Genomic DNA, 17947 nt, shown 5'->3' with positions numbered 1-17947 from the left:
GTACCGGACGGTCGGGTTGGTACCGAACGGGCTGGCCGGAACGGGCACCCCGGCCGCAACCGCGCACCCCGGCCGGAAATGCGCGCATCGAATTCCGGTGGATCAAATTCAGCCGGAGCGGCGCGCGGGCAGGAATTCCCCCCGACCCCGGACGGGCCGACCGAAATCCCGGTCGAAAAATCCGGACCGGGAGGCACGGCCGAAAAGCATGGCCGAATCACCTCGGGCCCCGGATATCCCACCTTTGTATACGGCGTTTGTTAATGCGGAGCGCTTGCCGTGTTTACGGCAGGTTGCAAAGTCCTCACCCGCAGTCGGTGCGCCCCCGCCGCCCGGTCCACGTGCGCCGCGGTCAGGACCCGGGCCCGCTCGGCGTCGCCCCGGGCCACCGCGTCCACGATCGCGCCGTGCTCCGCCCAGGACTCCACGGGCCGCACCGGCGCCTCCACCACGTACATCCAGGCCACCTTGTGGCGCATCTGGGTCAGCAGCGCGATCAGTCCTGGGCTGCCCGAGGCCTGCGCGAGCGTCTCGTGGAACCAGCCGCCCAGGGAGCGCAGATCCTCCCCCTGCCCCCTCCTGGCGCGTTCCTGGCCCAGCCTGACCAGGCCGCGCAGCACCCTGAGGTGGGCCTCGGAGCGCCGCCGGGCCGCCCGGGCCGCGGCGAGGGGCTCCAGCAGCATCCGCAGCTCGAGGAGGTCGGCGGCCTCCTGCTCGGTCGGCTCGGCCACGCAGGCGCCCGCGTGCCGGCGGGTGGTCACGAACCCCTCGGACTCCAGCGTGCGCAGCGCCTCGCGCACCGGAACGCGCGAGACTCCGTACCGGCGGGCCAGGACCTCCTCGGTCAGCCGGCCGCCGGGTCCGAACACCCCGGAGACGATGTCGTCGCGGATTGCTGTGCATACCGTGTGCGCGGGAATACGCAAGACCGGGACCTCCGCCTTTTTTCGTATGGCTGTGCGCGTTGCGACTCTATTGCAACACACGATAATTTCCGAGGACGGCCGGAAATACGAAACATTCACACAACGCGAAGGCCCCGGCTCGAAGAGAGCCGGGGCCTTCGCGGAAGACGTGCGTGGTGCGGTGCGTCCGTCAGACGTTGACGCCGTGCGTGCGCAGGTACGCGACCGGGTCGATGTCCGAGCCGTAGTCGGCGCCGGTACGGGCCTCGAAGTGCAGGTGCGGGCCGCTGGAGTTGCCGGTGCTGCCCGAGAGGCCGATCTGCTGGCCCGGGGTGACCTGCTGGCCCACGGAGACGCCGAGCTTCGACATGTGGCCGTACTGGGTGTAGGTGCCGTCGGCGTGCTTGATGACGACGTTGTTGCCGTACGCGCCGCCCCAGCCCGCCTCGACGACGGTGCCCAGGCCGACGGCGTGGACGGGGGTGCCCGAGCTGGCGTGGAAGTCGATGCCGGTGTGGCTGCCGGAGGACCACATGCCGCCGCCCGCGTGCCACTGGGTGCTGACGTAGGAGCCGTCGACCGGGGCGACGAAGGTGTTGAGGCGCTTGCGCTCCTCCTCGCGGGCGGCGCGCTCGGCGGCCTCACGCTCGGCCTTGGCCCGCGCTTCGGCCTTCGCCTTGGCCTCGGCGGCCCGCTGCCTGGCGTCGGTCTCGGCCTGCGCCTTGGCGGCGGCGGCCTCGGCGGAGCGCTGCTGGGACTGGGCCTGGGCCTCGATCTCGTCCGCCAGCCCGTCGGCCACGACGATGGTGTTGAGGCCGGTGTCCTCGACGGAAGGGGCGTGGTCCGCGGCGAACGCGGGACCTGCCAGGGAGCCGACGACGCCAGTGGTGGCGAGGGCGGCGATACCGGCGTAGCCGGCGGTCTTGCGGCTCAGACGGCTGGAACCGCGGTGCTTGCCGGAGCCGGCGGGACGACTGCCAAACGCCATGAAGGGGCTGATCCTTTCCTTCCCTCTCGCCTACCGGGTTAGCTGACGGGTTCGGAGCAGGAAGGTCTCCTACGGGCCCCCTCTTGCGAGGCGGTCCGATTCACCCCAGGGACACAAGTGGGTCCCCGGCTCCCCAGGCTCGCGCCTGACGGGGACTCGGCGATCGCTGCCCGGTGCCGCGGACGCGGCGGTTACAACTGACGGACAGCACGGCCGACGCTAGGCGGATCTTCGGACAATCACCAAACAGACACGGCCTTTTGTTGCGTACGCCACACCCCATACCGGCAGTGATCACACCAACTACGCAAGCAACACAAAAGGGACTCCGGCAGACAAGCCGCCGGAGTCCCCTTGTGCGGCCGGTCAGTTGGAGGACCGGCCGGCGATCAGTTGGTCACCACGGTCACTTCGCCGATGCCGAGGGCCCGCACCGGCTCCTCGATCTGCGAGGCGTCGCCCACCAGGACCGTGACCAGCCGGTCCACCGGGAATGCGCTGACGACCGCCGAAGTGGCCTCCACCGTCCCGGTTTCGGCCAGCCGCGCGTACAACTGCGCCTGGTAGTCGTCCGGAAGCTCCTGCTCGACCTGGTCGGCGAGGGTGCCCGCGACGGAGGCGGCCGTCTCGAACTTCAGTGGGGCCACGCCCACCAGGTTCTGCACCGCCACATCACGTTCGGCGTCGGTCAGGCCGCCCTGCGCGAGGGTGCGCAGCACCGTCCAGAGGTCGTCCAGCGCCGGGCCGGTGTTCGGGGTGTCCACCGAGCCGCTGATGGCGAGCATCGAGGCGCCCTTGCCGTCCGCGGTGGAGCGCAGCACCTGGGCGAACGCGCGCACGCCGTACGTGTACCCCTTCTCCTCGCGCAGCACCTTGTCCAGGCGGGAGGTCAGGGTGCCGCCCAGGCAGTACGTGCCGAGCACCTGCGGCGCCCAGACCCGGTCGTGCCGGTCCGGCCCGATGCGGCCGATCAGCAGCTGTGTCTGGACCGCGCCGGGCCGGTCCACGATGACCACGCGGCCCGTGTCGTCGGCGCTGATCGGCGGGGCCTGGCGCGGCTCGGTGGTGTCGCCGGTCCACGCGCCGAGGGTGTCGGCCAGGACGGCGTCCAGGTCGATGCCGGTCAGGTCGCCGACGACCACCGCGGTGGCGGTCGCGGGGCGCACGTGGGCCTCGTAGAAGGCGCGTACGGCCGCGGAGTCGATGCGGGCGACCGTCTCCTCGGTGCCCTGACGCGGGCGGGACATCCGCAGGGAGGCCGGGAAGAGCTCCTTCGAGAGCTGCTTGGCGGCACGGCGCTGCGGGTTGGCGCTCTCGTGCGGGATCTCGTCGAGCCGGTTGCGCACCAGGCGGTCGACCTCGGCGTCGGCGAAGGCCGGCGCGCGCAGGGCCTCGGCGATCAGGCCCAGCGCCTTGTGCAACCGGGAGGCCGGGACCTCCAGGGAGACGCGCAGGCCGGGGTGGTCGGCGTGCGCGTCGAGGGTGGCGCCGCAGCGCTCCAGCTCGGCGGCGAACTCCTCCGCGGAGTGCTTGTCGGTTCCCTCGGACAGCGCGCGGACCATGATCGTGGCCACGCCGTCGAGGCCGGCGGGCTCCGCGTCCAGCGGGGCGGCGAGGTTGATCTCGACGGCGACCACCTGCTGGCCCGGGCGGTGGCAGCGCAGCAGGGTGAGGCCGTTGGCCAGGACCGCGCGCTCGGGGGCCGGGAAGGCCCACGGCTGCGGCTCGCCGGCCTGCGGGCGCGGGTGGAAGGTCATCGTGACGGCTGCGGTGTCGCTCACTGCTCCGCCCCCTCGTTCTCGTCGCTGTTCTCGTCGCCGGCACCGGCGTCGTCGGCATCGTCGGCATCGGCCGCGATCGGCTCGTACACGAGCACCGCGCGGTTGTCCGGGCGCAGTCGGGCCGCGGCCACGGCCTGCACCTCCTCGGCGGTGATGTCGAGGACGCGCTGGACGGCGGTCAGCGCCAGCTGCGGGTCACCGAACAGCACCGCGAAGCGGCACAGTTCGTCCGCGCGGCCGGCGACCGTGCTCAGCCGGTCCAGCCACTCGCGCTCCAGCTGGGCCTGGGCTCGCTCCATCTCCTCGGCCGTTGGGCCCTCGGCGGCGAACCGCGCAAGCTCCTCGTCGACGGCCGCCTCGATGTCGGGCACCTCGACCCCGCTGGAGGTCTTGACGTCCAGCCAGCCCAGCGAGGGCGCGCCGGCGAGGCGCAGCATGCCGAACCCGGCCGCGACGGCGCTCTGGTCGCGGCGCACCAGGCGGTTGTGCAGCCGGGAGGACTCGCCACTGCCCAGGACGGTCAGCGCCACGTCGGCGGCGTCGCACTCGCGGGTGCCGTCGTGCGGGAGCCGGTAGGCGGCCATCAGCGCGCGGGCCGGAACCTCCTCGACGACCTCCTCGCGCAGCTGCCCGCCCATGTTCTCGGGCAGCGAGCCGTCGCGCGGCGGCTGCTTGCCGTCGTGGCCGGGGATGGTGCCGAAGTACTTCTCGACCCAGGCGAGGGTCTTCTCGGTGTCGATGTCGCCGACGACCGAGAGCACCGCGTTGTTGGGCGCGTAGTACGTACGGAAGAACGCGCGCGCGTCCTCCAGGGACGCGGCGTCCAGGTCGGCCATGGAGCCGATCGGTGTGTGGTGGTACGGGTGACCCTCGGGGTAGGCGAGGGCGGTCAGCTTCTCGAAAGCCGTGCCGTACGGGACGTTGTCGTACCGCTGGCGGCGCTCGTTCTTGACGACGTCGCGCTGGTTCTCCATGGACTCGTCGTCCAGGGCGGCCAGCAGCGAGCCCATCCGGTCCGCCTCCAGCCACAGCGCGAGCTCCAGCTGGTGGGTCGGCATCGTCTCGAAGTAGTTGGTCCGCTCGAAGCTGGTGGTGCCGTTGAGGGAGCCTCCGGCTCCCTGGACCAGCTCGAAGTGCCCGTTGCCGGACACGTTCTGCGAGCCCTGGAACATCAGGTGCTCGAAGAGGTGAGCCAGGCCGGTACGTCCCTTGACTTCGTGACGCGAGCCGACGTCGTACCAGAGGCAGACCGCGGCGACCGGGGTCAGGTGGTCCTCGGACAGCACCACGCGCAGGCCGTTGGCCAGCCGGTGCTCGGTCGCTGTGAGGCCGCCGGAGCCGGCCTGAGCTGTGGCCGTGTGACCCATGGGCATGTGGTTGGTCCCTTCGATCGCGATGCAGAGATTCCTGTCAGACCTGCCACTGTATGCAAGCGTGTCGGCGACCGGAGAAGTTCCCGGCCCAGTCCTGGGTCGGAGTCGGCGTTGTCGGTGCCTCGGGCCACAATGGTCCGCGTCACCCCTCTGTCCGAAACCCGGTCCCACCCGAAGCACCACCCGCGCCACCACCCCCAGCACCGCCCGTGTACGAAGAACCGGCCCCCACCCCGTGAGGGCTGAGCTCATCCCGATTCTTGGTTAAGGAGCCGCGCAGCGATGGCCCGCCGCAGCACGAAGACCCCGCCGCCGGAGGATTTCGAGGAGAAGATCCTCGACATCGACGTCGTCGACGAAATGCAGGGCTCCTTCCTCGAGTACGCGTACTCGGTGATCTACTCCCGTGCCCTGCCCGACGCCCGCGACGGCATGAAGCCGGTGCACCGGCGCATCGTCTACCAGATGAACGAGATGGGCCTGCGCCCCGACCGTGGCTACGTGAAGTGCGCCCGCGTCGTCGGCGAGGTCATGGGCAAGCTGCACCCGCACGGCGACGCGTCGATCTACGACGCCCTCGTGCGCATGGCGCAGCCCTTCTCCATGCGGCTCCCGCTGGTCGACGGCCACGGCAACTTCGGCTCGCTCGGCAACGACGACCCGCCGGCCGCCATGCGTTACACCGAGTCGAAGATGGCCGACGCCGCGTCACTGATGACGGACGGGATCGACGAGAACACCGTCGACTTCGCCGCGAACTACGACGGCCAGGAGCGGGAGCCGGTCGTACTGCCGGCCGCGTACCCGAACCTGCTGGTCAACGGCGCGTCCGGGATCGCGGTGGGCATGGCCACCAACATGGCCCCGCACAACCTCGGCGAGGTCGTCGCGGCCGCCCGCCACCTGATCCGCTACCCGGAGGCGGACCTGGAGGCGCTGATGCGCTTCGTACCGGGTCCCGATCTGCCCACCGGTGGCCGGATCGTGGGCCTCGCCGGCATCAAGGACGCCTACGAGAACGGCCGCGGCACCTTCCGGATCCGTGCCACGGTGGCGCTGGAGGACGTGACCCCGCGGCGCAAGGGCCTGGTCGTCACCGAACTGCCCTTCACGGTCGGCCCCGAGAAGGTCATCGCGAAGATCAAGGACCTGGTCGGTTCGAAGAAGCTCCAGGGCATCGCGGACGTCAAGGACCTCACCGACCGCTCGCACGGCCTGCGTCTGGTCATCGAGATCAAGAACGGCTTCCACCCCGAGGCCGTGCTGGAGCAGCTGTACAAGCTGACGCCGATGGAGGAGACCTTCGGCATCAACAACGTCGCGCTGGTCGACGGGCAGCCGCTGACGCTGGGCCTCAAGGAGCTGCTCGAGGTCTACCTCGACCACCGCTTCGAGGTCGTGCGCCGGCGCAGCGAGTTCCGCCGGGGCAAGCGGCGCGACCGGCTGCACCTGGTCGAGGGCCTGCTCGTGGCGCTGCTCGACATCGACGAGGTCATCCGGATCATCCGGGACAGCGACAACTCCGCGCAGGCCAAGGAGCGCCTGATGGAGCGCTTCTCGCTGAGCGAGATCCAGACCCAGTACATCCTGGACACCCCGCTGCGCCGCCTCACCCGCTTCGACCGGATCGAGCTGGAGTCCGAGCGCGACCGGCTGGCCGGCGAGATCGACGAGCTGACCGGGATCCTGGACTCCGACAGCGAACTGCGCAAGCTGGTCTCGGCGGAACTGGCCGCGGTCTCCAAGAAGTTCGGCACCGAGCGCCGTACGGTGCTGCTGGAGTCGGCGGGGACGCCGGTCGCGGCGGTCCCGCTGGAGGTCGAGGACACCCCGTGCCGGGTGCTGCTGTCCTCCACCGGGCTGCTGGCCCGCACGGCGAACGCCGAGCCGCTTCCCGAGGAGGAGGGCGGCGCCCGCGCCAAGCACGACCTGATCGTGTCGCAGGTCGCGGCGACCGCGCGGGCGGACATCGGCGCGGTCACCTCGTACGGCCGGCTCCTGCGGCTGTCCGTGATCGACCTGCCGCAGCTGCCCGACACCCACGCCGCGCCGAACCTCGCGGGCGGGGCCCCGGTCTCGGAGTTCCTCTCCGGGCTGGAGGGGGACGAGAAGGTCGTCTGCCTGACCTCGCTGGACGAGGCCGGGCAGGGCCTGGCGCTCGGCACCGAGCAGGGCGTGGTCAAGCGGGTCGTGCCGGACTACCCGGCCAACAAGGACGAGCTCGAAGTCATCACCCTCAAGGACGGCGACCGGATCGTCGGCGCGGTCGAGCTGCGCACGGGCGAGGAGGACCTGGTCTTCATCACCGACGACGCCCAGCTGCTGCGCTACCCGGCGGCCCAGGTGCGCCCGCAGGGCCGGCCGGCGGGCGGTATGGCCGGCATCAAGCTCGCGGACGGCGCCAAGGTGATCCACTTCTCCGCCGTGGACCCGGCGCGCGACGCCGTGGTCTTCACGGTGGCGGGCTCGCACGGGACGCTCGACGACTCGATGCAGTCCGGGAAGCTGACCCCGTTCGACCAGTACCCGCGCAAGGGCCGGGCCACCGGCGGCGTGCGCTGCCAGCGCTTCCTGAAGGGCGAGGACGTACTGCTCCTGGCCTGGGCGGGCGGTTCCCCGGTCCGCGCGGCCGCGGCGAACGGCACCCCGGCCGCGCTGCCTGCGGCCGACCCGCGCCGGGACGGCTCGGGCACGGCGCTGCCGGCCGTGGTCACGGCGCTGGCGGGGGCCGCGCTGTAGGAGGTAGGAGGCCATTCGGGTGGTACGTCCGGGGGACGTACCACCCGAATGGCGACTAGTGTTTTCCCGTTGGTGCTTGCGGTGGGGGCGGGGGAAAGCTGATGAGCCGTCGGTCGAGCGGAATGATCGGGGACTGGGCCGAGGACCAGCGCAGGCAGCAGCGGACGCAGGTGATCCAGCAGCGAGAGGCCGAGCGCCGCCGCCGGGCATGGGACCGGGACGTCGCCCGGGGCGAACGCGAGCAGCAGGCCGCCTACCGGCAGCACCGTGAGGTCGAGGCACGACGGCGTACGGAGAGCATCGAGGCTGAAGTCTCCGCACTGCGGAACCTGTTGGCGGCAGGCTGCCGGGCGCCGGCGTTCCGAATGGCCTCGCTGGTCCGCAGCGAGCGGCTCGACCCATTCGATCCGGGGCCCCTGGCACACCCCGTGGCGATACCCCGGATCGAACAGTTCCAGCAGCAGAGCAGCGGCATGGCACTCGGTTCCTACCGGCGGGCCCAGGCGGAGCACGAGGCGCACGCCCAGTACACGCGTGCCTCGCAGAAGGCACGTGCGGCTGAGACCCGGCGCCAGGAGCGGCTGTTCGAGCAGCGGGAGCAGTACGACCGGTGGGCGGCCGAGCGGCTCGCGGGCATTCGCGCGCACAACGCCGGGCTGAGCGAGCTGGCCGGGAGGCTGCGCGCGGGCGAGGCCGAAGCCGCGGTGGAGTACTTCTCGGCCGCCCTGTACGCCTCCACGGCCTGGTCGGAGGAACTGCCGAGGCAGGTGTCGGCAGCGTACGACCGGACGGTGCGCCAGCTGGTGCTCGACTGGGAGCTGCCTCGCTACGAGGTGGTACCGGAAGCCAAGTCGGTGCGGTATCTGCCCAGTACGGACCAGGACAAGGAGACGGCCCGCCCGGCCGCGCAGCGGCGGGCACTCTACCGGGGCCTGCTGCTGGTGGTGCACGAGCTGTACGCGGCGGACGAGTTCGGCATGCTGGACTCGGTGGTGGTCAACGGCTTCGTGGACGCCCACGATCCGGTGACGGGGCTGGAGGCGCAGCTCGTTCTCGCCACGGTGTCGGCAGCACGGTCCGCCTTCACCGGGCTGCGACTCGAGCAGGTCAGCGCAGTGGACTGCCTGGTGGAGGGGTTGCGCGGACAGTTGTCGCCGCGGCCGGACCAGCTCGCGGCGGTCCGCCCGGACCGCAGGCCCGGGGACATGGGCGGTGTCGTCAGCCACGGCGGGCACGCGGACGGTGACGACGAGGAGCCGGACCTCTTCGCGATGGACCCGATCGCCTTCGAGAACCTGGTCGCGGAGCTGTTCCGGGCGATGGGCATGGAGGCGGTGACCACGCAGCGGTCGGGCGACGGCGGCGTGGACGTCGAGGCGCTGGACCCGGCTCCGATCCGGGGCGGGCGGATCGTGGTGCAGGTCAAGCGCTACCGGAACACGGTCCCGCCAACGGCCGTGCGGGACCTGTACGGCACGGTTCAGGACCGGGGGGCGAACAAGGGGGTGCTGGTCACCACCGCGACCTTCGGACCCGGGTCGTACACCTTTGCCAACGGCAAGCCGCTGGAGTTGGTTCCCGGGGCCGCGCTCGTGGACCTGCTGCACCAGCACGGACTGCGCGGGCGCCTCGGCGGCGGCACGGCGGCCCGGCGGACGACGGAGCCGGAGTCGGAGTCGGAGTCGGCCGCGGAGCGGAACGTGCTCGGCATGTCCTGGGCGGGACCGGTGGCGCTGGACGTGTGCGCGCTGGTCTGCGAGGGCGGCCGGGTGCTGAGCGAGGACCACTTCGTGTTCTTCAACAACCCCAGCACCCCGGACGGTTCGGTACGGGCCCACACACACTCGGCGCCCGACAAGGCGGCGCTCGCGGTCTTCTTCGACGCCCTGCCGCAGCGCGCCGACCGGCTGGTCCTGGTCGCCGCGATCGATCCGGAAGTCGATCCGCGCGCCGACCTGGCGGGCTTCACCGACGCCCGGATCCGGCTGCTGGGTCCGGGCGGCGAGGAGCTGGGCCGGCTCATGGTCTCCGACGGCCGCGCCGGCGAGACGGCCCTGGTCCTGGGCTCCTTCCGGCGCCGCGCGGGCGGCGACTGGGACTTCGTCGTCGGCGGAAAGGGGTACCCGGGCGGGCTGGAACCCCTGCTCGGCGACTTCGGCGTCGAGGTCGCCTGAGCCGGCCTCGGGTCCTTCAGTACCCGGAACCCCTCGGGTCCCTCAGTACCCGAAACCGGGGTCGGACTCTGCCTCGGCCCCGGGGTCGGCCCCGGCGTCGGGATCCGGATCGAAGTCGGGATCGAGGTCGGCTTCGAAGTCGGCCCCGGGAGCGGGATCGATGTCCGGGTCGCCGGAACCCCGTTCCCGCTCCGGCGCCGCCGGGCGGTGTACGTAGCGCAGTACCCCCCACATACTCTCCGGGCCGGCCCGCCACGGCTCGGCTTCGCGGCAGCCCTCCAGCTCGCGGAGCAGGGCCGGGCCGTCGGTGCCCGAGCCGATCAGGACGAGCTGCGTCAGGCGCGGCTCGCCCCGCCCCCAGGGCTGCGGGGCGAAGCCCAGGAAGCGGCCGACCGCCTGGACCTCGTAGCGCTCATCGTGGCCGGGGACGCCGAAGTACGCGTAGCCCTTGATCCGGTAGAGCCCGGCCGGACGGCGGTCGAGGAAGTCGATGAACCGGCGTGGGCTGAGTGCCTGTTCGGACACGAACTCGGTGCTCTCGTAGGCCGTGTGCGCGTGTCCCGCGTGGTCGCCGTCGTGGTCGTGCGCCTGGGCCAGCAGGTCCTCGAAGGACAGTTGCCCGCGGGTCTCGGTCCACGGGCGGCGGTCGAAGAGCAGCTCCGGGTCGATCCGGCCGTGGTCAGCGCCGACGACCGGGATGCCCGGTGCGCAGAGCCTGCCGAGCGCGCCCTCGATGCGGGCCCGCTCGGCGGCGTCGACACGGTCGGTCTTGTTGAGCACCACCAGGTCGGCGACGGCCAGGTGGCGGTCGGTTTCCGGGTGCCGGGCCCGCGTCGCGTCGAACTCCGCCGCGTCGACGATCTGCACCATTCCGCCGTAGCGGACGGCCGGGTTCTCGCTGGCGACGAGCATCCGGACCAGTTCCTGCGGCTCCGCCAGCCCGCTCGCCTCGATGACGATCACGTCGATGCGGTGGACGGGGTCGGCGAGCTTCTCCAGGTAGGCGTCCAGTTCGCTGCCGTCCACCGCGCAGCACAGGCACCCGCCGCCGAGGGAGACCATCGAGTCGCCGACCTGACCGGCCACCGACATCGCGTCCACCTCGATGGAGCCGAAGTCGTTGACGACGACCCCGATCCGGGTGCCCCCGCGGTTGCCGAGGAGGTGGTTGAGGACGGTCGTCTTGCCCGATCCGAGGAATCCGGCGAGGACGACGACGGGGATGCTGTTCACCCGGTCGATCGTAGCCAGCCTCAGCCGAGGGCGGGGACTGGCTGGGGCGGGGTGGGGCCGACGTAGCGGGCGGCAGGACGGATGATCTTCGAATCGGCGGCCTGTTCGAGGACGTTCGCGCTCCAGCCGACCACGCGGGCCGCGCAGAAGGTCGGCGTGAACATCTCGCGGGGCAGTCCGCACAGCTCCATGACCACGCCCGCGTAGAACTCCACGTTGGTGTGCAGTTCGCGGCCCGGCTTGAGCTCGGCGAGGATCTCTTCGACGTGCCGCTCGACCTCCACGGCGAAGTCCACGAGCGGGCCGCCGAACTGCCGGGCGATCCCGCGCAGCATCCGTGAGCGCGGGTCCTCGGTGCGGTACACGGGGTGCCCGAAGCCCATGATCCGGTCGCCGGCGAGGACCCGCTCGCGGATCCACGGGTCGATCCGGTCCGACGTGCCGATGGCGTCGAGCGTGTCCAGGGCCCGGCTGGGGGCGCCGCCGTGCAGCGGGCCGGAGAGCGCGCCGATCGCCCCGGTGAGGCAGGCCGCGACGTCGGCGCCGGTGGAGGCGATCACGCGGGCGGTGAAGGTGGAGGCGTTGAAACCGTGGTCGACGGTGGAGATCAGGTACTGCTCGACGGCGCGGGCCCTGACCGGATCGGGCTCCTGTCCCGTCAGCATCCAGAGGTAGTTGGCGGCGTAGGGGAGGTCCTCGCGCGGCTCCACCGGCTCCAGCCCCTGCCCGAGCCGGTGCAGGGCGGTGAGCAGTGTCGGTACGGCGGCGCAGGCGGCCATGGCGTCGGCGGCCCGGCGCTCGGGGTCGAGATCGTAGACCGGGCGGAAGCCGGCGGAGGCCCCCAGCAGTGAGAGCGCCGTGCGCAGCCCCGCGAGCGGGCCCGACAGGGCGGTGGCGCGGGCCAGTGCGGGCAGGGCGTCCCGTACTTCGTCGGGGAGCCGGCGCAGCGGTGCGATCTCGGCGGCGAAGGCGGCGCGTCCGGCGGCGTCGGCGGGCAGCTCGCCGCGGAACATCAAGTGCCACACGTCCTCGAAGGTGCGGCTCCCGGCGAGCTCGACGGCCGAGTACTGGCGGTAGTGGTAGAAGCCCTCCTGGCCTCGGACGTCACCGAGACGGGTGTCGGTGACCACGACTCCCGCGAGTCCGCGGGGGATTTCGGCAGGTGTGACGGTGGTGTTCATGGATCGACCATCCATGATGGACTCAATCACTGTCAATATTGATTGAGTCAACATATATAGGGTGTGCGTCATGAACGAGGAGTCCGGTGAGCGCAGGCTCAGCACCCAGGAAGCGGCCCGTCTGCTGGGGGTGAAGCCCGCGACCGTGTACGCGTACGTCAGCCGCGGCCAGCTCACGAGCCGCCGCGACCCCGTCGGACGCTCCAGCAGCTTCGACGCCCGCGAGGTCGAGGCCCTGGCCCTGCGCAGCCGGCGCGAGGCGGCGGGGCCCTCCGGCGCCGCCGGTTCCGCCGGGGAGCTCTCCGTACGCACCGCACTGACCCTCATCGAGCACGGCAGGTACTGGTTCCGGGGCGTGGACGCCGTGGAGCTGGCCTCGCGGTACCGGTACGAGGAGGTCGCCGAGTGGCTCTGGACGGGGACCCTGGTGCGCGGGGCCCGGTTCACCGCTCCCCCGCAGGCCCTCGCCGCCGCCCGGCGGGCCGTGGCGGCACTGCCCGAGCACAGCGGCCCGCTCGACCGGCTGCGGGTGGCCGTCGCCGCCGCGGCGGTCGCGGACCCGCTGCGCTTCGACCTGTCCGAGGCGTCCGTACTGGGCTCCGCACGCGCCCTGATCCCCACCATGGTCGGCGCCCTGCCCGAGGTCGGCCCGACGCAGTGGGGCGGGGACGGCCGGCTCGCCCGACAGCTGTGGCCCCGGCTCTGCGCCCTCGACCCCGATCCGGACGCGCTGGCCGTCCTGGACTTGGCCCTGGCGCTGCTCACCGACCACGATCTGGCCGCCTCGACCCTGGCCGTACGGGTGGCCGCGTCGGCGCGCGCGCACCCCTACGCCGCGGTTTCGGCCGGGCTCGGCGCACTCGAGGGCCCGCTGCACGGCGCGGCCGGGCGCCTCGCGCACCGGATGCTGGTGGAGGTGCTGGAGCGGGGCGGCGCGGCGCCGGTGGTGGCCGAGTACCTGCGGGCCGGGCGCCGGGTGCCCGGACTCGGGCACCGGCTGTACGAGGGCCAGGACCCCCGGGCCACCGCACTGTTCGCGCGGCTGGAGGGGCTGGCGCAGGCCGGTCCGGCGCTGGGCGCTGCGCGCGAGGTGGCCGGGGTGATGGCCCGGCACGGCGGCGGGCTGTACCCCAATGTGGACCTGGCGCTGGCGGTGCTGACGGTCTCGTGCGCGATGGCCGCGGAGGCCGGGGAGACCGTCTTCGCCGTGGCCCGCACGGCCGGCTGGATCGCGCACGCTCTGGAGGAGTACCAGGAACGCCCGCTGCGGATGCGGCCGAGCGGGCAGTACCACGGACCCCGCCCGCCACAGCCGATGCCGTGACGGGCGGGGTGTTCCAGGGGGTCGCCCCCGGAGGGGCGCCCCGAGTCAGCCGGCGTACGCCTCCAGCTCGCTGAGCTGCCCGGCCGGCCAGCCGGTGTTACCGGTGAAGGCCAGCCGCAGGTGGCGCAGGTTCGTACCGGCCGGGAGGGTGATGGTGACCTTGTTCCCGCTCGCCGGGTCGAAGGAGTAGCCCTGGGAGGCGGCGACGGTGGTGAAGGCCGAGCCGTCGGTGCTGCCGAGGACGGACAGGGTCTGGGTCCTGGCCCCCCAGGCGGACGGCGGCGGCAGCTTCAGGACCAGGCGCCTGACGGCGGCGGTGGCTCCGAGGTCGACCGTCACCGACTGCGGGAAGGCGTTGTTGACGCTCTCCCAGTAGCTGTTCGGGTCGCCGTCGACGGCCTTCGCCGCGTCGTACCCCTGGGTGTGCGAGGACTCGGAGACGGGCCTGCCCTGAGCGAGGTTCCGGGTGGGGTCGGGAGTCGGAGTGGGAGTCGGGGTCGGCGTCGGAGTGGGAGTCGGCGTAGGGGTAGGAGTCGGCGTAGGGGTGGGGCTGGGCGTGGGGTCCGGTCCCGGCTGGTCGACGGCCGGCGGGAACGGTCCGCAGTAGGTGTTCGGGAGCTTGGTGTTCCAGCCCGAGTTCCCGCTGCCCTGCGTCAGCTTCAGCTGTGCGCCCAGGCAGCTGTAGACCGGCTCGGCGAATCCGATGCGGGTGGCCCTGACGTTGCTCATCGACAGCTCGGCCGGGTCGTTGAACTGCAGCGCGAACGTCCCCGTCCCGTCGATGTCGATGTTGTCGAAGTGGACGCCCTTGGTGCTGCCGGACACGAAGTGGATGGCCGCGTACGAGCTGTCCAGGATGGCGCTGTCGGTCACGTTGATCGTGGCCTTGTCGATGGAGCTCGACCGGCTGTCGAACCACACCGCGCCGATGGGGAAGTTCCACCCGTAGTCGGTGTTCCCGGTCCGGATCAGGGTGTTGCGCGCCAGCGTGAAGGTGCCCGAGACGTCGGTCCCCTGCCCCGGCGTGACCCCGGGGTACCGGTTGCCGACGTGCAGGCCGCCGCCGTTGGACAGGGTCTCCGCGGCCACGTTGTCGGTGACGCTGATGTCCTTGCCGCCGTAGATCGCGATGTTGTTGGCGAGGATCGGCAGCACGACGGTGTTGTGGCTGAAGGAGTTGGCGACGTTGTTCTTCGTGTCCGCCCACATGGCGAGGCCGTCGTCACCGAGGTTGCGCAGGAAGGTGTTCTCGACGGAGGAGTTGGTGACGCCCCAGTGGAAGTTCACCCCGTCCGCCGTCTGGTCGAGGATCCGACTGTTCCTGATGTGGAAGTTGTCCATCGGGCCGTCCATCCAGGCCCCGACCTTGGTCCGCTGCATCCACACGTTGTCCACGACGGAGTCGCTCATCGCGCCGCCGATGGCGTTGACCTGGTCGTCGTCGATCCGGTCGGCGATCTCACCGATGATCGCGAAGTCCTTCAGCGTGACGTTGCGGCTCGGACCGCCGCTCTCGTACGGGCGTATCTGGCCGCCGTACCCGCCGCCCTGTACGTACTTCCCGTAGATCCCGGCCGCGCGGTTGCGGTCGGTGGGATGGCGCCCGGTGAGGACGGAGTACCAGGGTCCGGCACCGCGCAGCGTCACCTTGTCGACCACCACGTGATCGGTCAGCTTGAAGGTGCCCTGCGGGATCCACACCTCCCTCGCCTGCGCCGCGCCCGCGTCCACGGCCTGCTGGAAGGCCGCCGTGGAGTCGGCGGAACCGTTCGGGTCCGCTCCGAAGTCGGTCACCGACAGGGAACCGGACGGCCGGGTCACGGGCGGCGCGACCTCCTCGAAGTCGGCCAGGTCCACGATCGCCCACGGGGTCGCCGCGAGCGATGCGAGCGTGAGGCGGACCTTCGAGCCCGCCGGGAGGGTCCTCCCGAAGAGCGTGCGGGTCTCCTCGTAGAAGTGGTGCGGCTTGTCGCCGTTGGGTTGGTTGGTGAAGGGGTAGCTGCCGTAGAACCAGCTGTACTTGGAGGTGAAGTCCAGGTCCTTCAGCCTGGTCCCGTCCAGCTTCAGCTCCACGGGCGCGCTGATGCCCGTACCGGCCGCGTTGTCCGGTACGGAGTAGCGCACACTCATCGCGTTCGCGGGTTTGGCCAGCGTGAACTCGACGTACTCCCCCGCCGCGTCCAGCCGTACCGCGCTGCGCCCGGAGGCCTCGGCGGGCAGGCTGGTGTAGGTCCGGTCGGGCCCGACGACCGAACCATTGGTGGCCGCCCGCTCCGCCTCCTGCTCCGTGAAGGGCACGGTGGCCCCGCGCCCCTGGACGTCCAGGGGCGACAGGGCGGCCGGCGCGGCGGCCCTGGCGGGGGCCGCCGCCAGGGGCAGGACGGCTGCCGCCCCGAGGACGGCGGTGGCGGCCAGTACGGCGGCCAGCGCGTTCGCCGGCCTCCCGCGTGCTGCGATACGTGCTGCTGCGCTCATGACGGTGGGACCTCTCCATGCGGTGCGGGGGGGGGTGCACGGGCGGCTCTACGAGGTGTGGCGCGAGGAAGGGGCCGTGGCGGGGAAGGCGGGCTGTACGGAAGGCGTGGTTCCGGCGGTCCGGCTGCGGCGTCAGGTCCGCAGCCAGACCGCCGTGTCCTGCGGAAGCAGCCCGTCCCCGTCCAGGGCGGAGCTGCTCAGCAGGAGGCTCGTGCGGGCCGGCAGCGGGGCCGGCTCCGGCGACAGGTTGATCACGCAGACCAGCCCGTCGGGGCGGGCGAAGGCCAGCACCCCGGGCGGCGCGTCCAACCACTCCAGCGATCCGCCGCCGAAGCCGCCGGCGGCGCGGCGCAGTCCGAGGGCCGTCCGGTAGAGGGTGAGCATCGAGTCCGGATCGCCGGCCTGCCGGTCCGCGGCGTACGTCGGCCAGTCCGCGGGCTGGGGCAGCCAGGGATCGTTCCAGGGCTCGGCGGTCCACGGCAGCGGGACCCTGCACCCGTCCCGTCCCGGGTCGGTGCCGCCGGAGCGGAAGTGCATGGGGTCCTGGATGCGGCCGAGCGGGACGTCGGCCTCCGGAAGCCCCAGTTCCTCGCCCTGGTAGACGTAGACGGCGCCGGGCAGGGCGAGGGTCAGCAGCGCGGCGGCGCGCGCCCGGCGGGTGCCGAGGGCCAGGTCGGCAGGGGTTCCGAAGGCTTTGGTGGCGAAGTCGAAGCCGGTGTCGGCGCGGCCGTAGCGGGTGACGGTACGGGTCACGTCGTGGTTGCACAGCACCCAGGTGGCCGGGGCGCCGACGGGGGCGTGCTCGGCGAGGGTCTCCTCGATGGAGGTGCGCAGCCGGCCGGCGTCCCAGGGGCAGCTGAGGAAGGAGAAGTTGAAGGCGGTGTGCAGCTCGTCGGGGCGCAGGTAGCGGGCGAACCGCTCGGAGTCCGGCAGCCAGACCTCGCCGACGAAGATGGCGTCGTACTCGTCGGCGATGGCCCGCCACGAGCGGTAGATGCCGTGCAGGTCGTCGCGGTCGATGTAGGGGTGGACCTCGCCGGGCCAGGGCTCGGGCGAGCGGCCGGCCAGATCGGGCAGGGCCGGGTCCTTGGCGAGCAGGGCCGCGGAGTCGATCCGTACGCCGGACACTCCGCGCTCGAACCAGAACCGCAGGACATCCTCGTGTTCCCGGCGGACGGCCGGGTGGTCCCAGTTGAGGTCGGGCTGTTGCGGGGTGAAGAGGTGCAGGTACCACTCCCCGTCCGGTACCCGCGTCCAGGTGGCGGCGCCGTTGAACTGCGACGGCCAGTCCCCGGGCGGCAGTTCGCCGTGCTCGCCGCGGCCGGGCCGGAAGTGGAAGAGCTCCCGCTCGGGGCTGCCGGGGCCGGCGGCGAGGGCGGCCCTGAACCAGGCGTGCTGGTCGGACACGTGGTTCGGGACGATGTCGACGATGGTGCGGATACCCAGCTCGCGGGCCTCCGCGATGAGCTTCTCGGCTTCGGCGAGGGTGCCGAAGGCGGGGTCGATGCTGCGGTAGTCGGCGACGTCGTAGCCGCCGTCGGCGAGCGGGGAGAGGTACCAGGGGGTGAACCAGAGGGCGTCGACGCCCAGCTCGGCAAGGTAGGGGAGGCGGGCCCGGACGCCCACGAGGTCACCGGTGCCGTCCCCGTCGCCGTCGGCGAAGCTCCGTACGTACACCTGGTAGATGGCGGCCGAGCGCCACCAGTCGGCGGCGTTTTCGGGCAGGGGAAAGTCAGCCACGGAGGGGTCCTTTCACGGCGTTCTTTTCACAGGG

General features: G+C 72.0%; 11 protein-coding genes and 1 riboswitch. Of the genes, 3 read left to right on the top strand and 8 right to left on the bottom strand.

Translation table 11 applies throughout. From position 1 onward, the window contains the following. Positions 1–260: 260 nt before the first annotated feature. From OG389_RS28115 to OG389_RS28100, 4 genes are all read right to left on the bottom strand, one after another. Positions 261–926: a GntR family transcriptional regulator gene (locus OG389_RS28115; protein WP_328301221.1), complete on the bottom strand. Its 666-nt coding sequence runs from the start codon at positions 924–926 to the stop codon at positions 261–263. Between the two features lie 169 nt (positions 927–1095). After that, positions 1096–1893 (bottom strand): M23 family metallopeptidase, encoded by a 798-nt coding sequence (locus OG389_RS28110; protein ID WP_328301220.1) that lies wholly within the window; start codon positions 1891–1893, stop codon positions 1096–1098. A 12-nt stretch (positions 1894–1905) separates the two neighbouring features. Beyond that, positions 1906–2065: riboswitch (cyclic di-AMP (ydaO/yuaA leader) on the bottom strand. Between the two features lie 217 nt (positions 2066–2282). Beyond that, a complete protein-coding gene (locus OG389_RS28105; protein WP_328304155.1) occupies positions 2283–3650 on the bottom strand; it encodes a M16 family metallopeptidase in 1368 nt (455 codons plus the stop codon). 20 nt (positions 3651–3670) lie between these two features. Next, positions 3671–5041 (bottom strand): M16 family metallopeptidase, encoded by a 1371-nt coding sequence (locus OG389_RS28100; protein ID WP_328304153.1) that lies wholly within the window; start codon positions 5039–5041, stop codon positions 3671–3673. 288 nt (positions 5042–5329) lie between these two features. Between OG389_RS28100 and OG389_RS28095 the strand changes: the two genes are divergently transcribed. Next, complete coding sequence (locus OG389_RS28095) at positions 5330–7786, top strand: DNA gyrase/topoisomerase IV subunit A (RefSeq protein ID WP_328301219.1); 2457 nt, start codon at positions 5330–5332, stop codon at positions 7784–7786. 101 nt (positions 7787–7887) lie between these two features. After that, positions 7888–9960, top strand: a complete 2073-nt coding sequence (locus tag OG389_RS28090; RefSeq protein ID WP_328301218.1) for a restriction endonuclease — start codon at positions 7888–7890, stop codon at positions 9958–9960. Positions 9961–10002: 42 nt separating this feature from the next. On the opposite strand, the gene OG389_RS28085 is transcribed toward OG389_RS28090, so the two are convergent. Beyond that, positions 10003–11193 carry a CobW family GTP-binding protein gene (locus OG389_RS28085; RefSeq protein ID WP_328301217.1) on the bottom strand — a complete coding sequence of 397 codons (1191 nt, stop codon included), beginning with the start codon at positions 11191–11193 and terminating at the stop codon, positions 10003–10005. Between the two features lie 20 nt (positions 11194–11213). Beyond that, the gene (locus OG389_RS28080; protein WP_443059351.1) at positions 11214–12374 is read right to left on the bottom strand and encodes a citrate synthase/methylcitrate synthase; all 1161 of its coding nucleotides are present in this window, start codon (positions 12372–12374) and stop codon (positions 11214–11216) included. A gap of 70 nt (positions 12375–12444) precedes the next feature. Between OG389_RS28080 and OG389_RS28075 the strand changes: the two genes are divergently transcribed. Further along, a complete protein-coding gene (locus OG389_RS28075) occupies positions 12445–13698 on the top strand; it encodes a citrate synthase (RefSeq protein WP_328301215.1) in 1254 nt (417 codons plus the stop codon). A gap of 45 nt (positions 13699–13743) precedes the next feature. Here OG389_RS28075 and OG389_RS28070 read toward each other — a convergent pair whose 3' ends face one another. Beyond that, complete coding sequence (locus OG389_RS28070; protein ID WP_328301214.1) at positions 13744–16173, bottom strand: discoidin domain-containing protein; 2430 nt, start codon at positions 16171–16173, stop codon at positions 13744–13746. 132 nt (positions 16174–16305) lie between these two features. After that, positions 16306–17913, bottom strand: a complete 1608-nt coding sequence (locus OG389_RS28065; RefSeq protein ID WP_328301213.1) for a glycoside hydrolase family 13 protein — start codon at positions 17911–17913, stop codon at positions 16306–16308. Positions 17914–17947 lie beyond the last annotated feature (34 nt).

Source organism: Streptomyces sp. NBC_00435 (assembly GCF_036014235.1).
In the GTDB taxonomy this organism is placed as follows: Bacteria; Actinomycetota; Actinomycetes; order Streptomycetales; family Streptomycetaceae; genus Streptomyces.
Note: the sequence above shows the minus strand (reverse complement) of the source record. Positions and strands in the feature narration are given on the sequence as shown.

What these genes read in the sequence shown, in the direction of transcription:
- OG389_RS28110 (WP_328301220.1), bottom strand. Translation starts at nt 1,893, where the DNA reads ATGGCGTTTGGCAGTCGTCCCGCCGGCTCCGGCAAGCACCGCGGTTCC.
- OG389_RS28105 (WP_328304155.1), bottom strand. Translation starts at nt 3,650, where the DNA reads ATGACCTTCCACCCGCGCCCGCAGGCCGGCGAGCCGCAGCCGTGGGCC.
- OG389_RS28100 (WP_328304153.1), bottom strand. Translation starts at nt 5,041, where the DNA reads ATGGGTCACACGGCCACAGCTCAGGCCGGCTCCGGCGGCCTCACAGCG.
- OG389_RS28095 (WP_328301219.1), top strand. Translation starts at nt 5,330, where the DNA reads ATGGCCCGCCGCAGCACGAAGACCCCGCCGCCGGAGGATTTCGAGGAG.
- OG389_RS28090 (WP_328301218.1), top strand. Translation starts at nt 7,888, where the DNA reads ATGAGCCGTCGGTCGAGCGGAATGATCGGGGACTGGGCCGAGGACCAG.
- OG389_RS28080 (WP_443059351.1), bottom strand. Translation starts at nt 12,374, where the DNA reads ATGAACACCACCGTCACACCTGCCGAAATCCCCCGCGGACTCGCGGGA.
- OG389_RS28075 (WP_328301215.1), top strand. Translation starts at nt 12,445, where the DNA reads ATGAACGAGGAGTCCGGTGAGCGCAGGCTCAGCACCCAGGAAGCGGCC.
- OG389_RS28070 (WP_328301214.1), bottom strand. Translation starts at nt 16,173, where the DNA reads ATGAGCGCAGCAGCACGTATCGCAGCACGCGGGAGGCCGGCGAACGCG.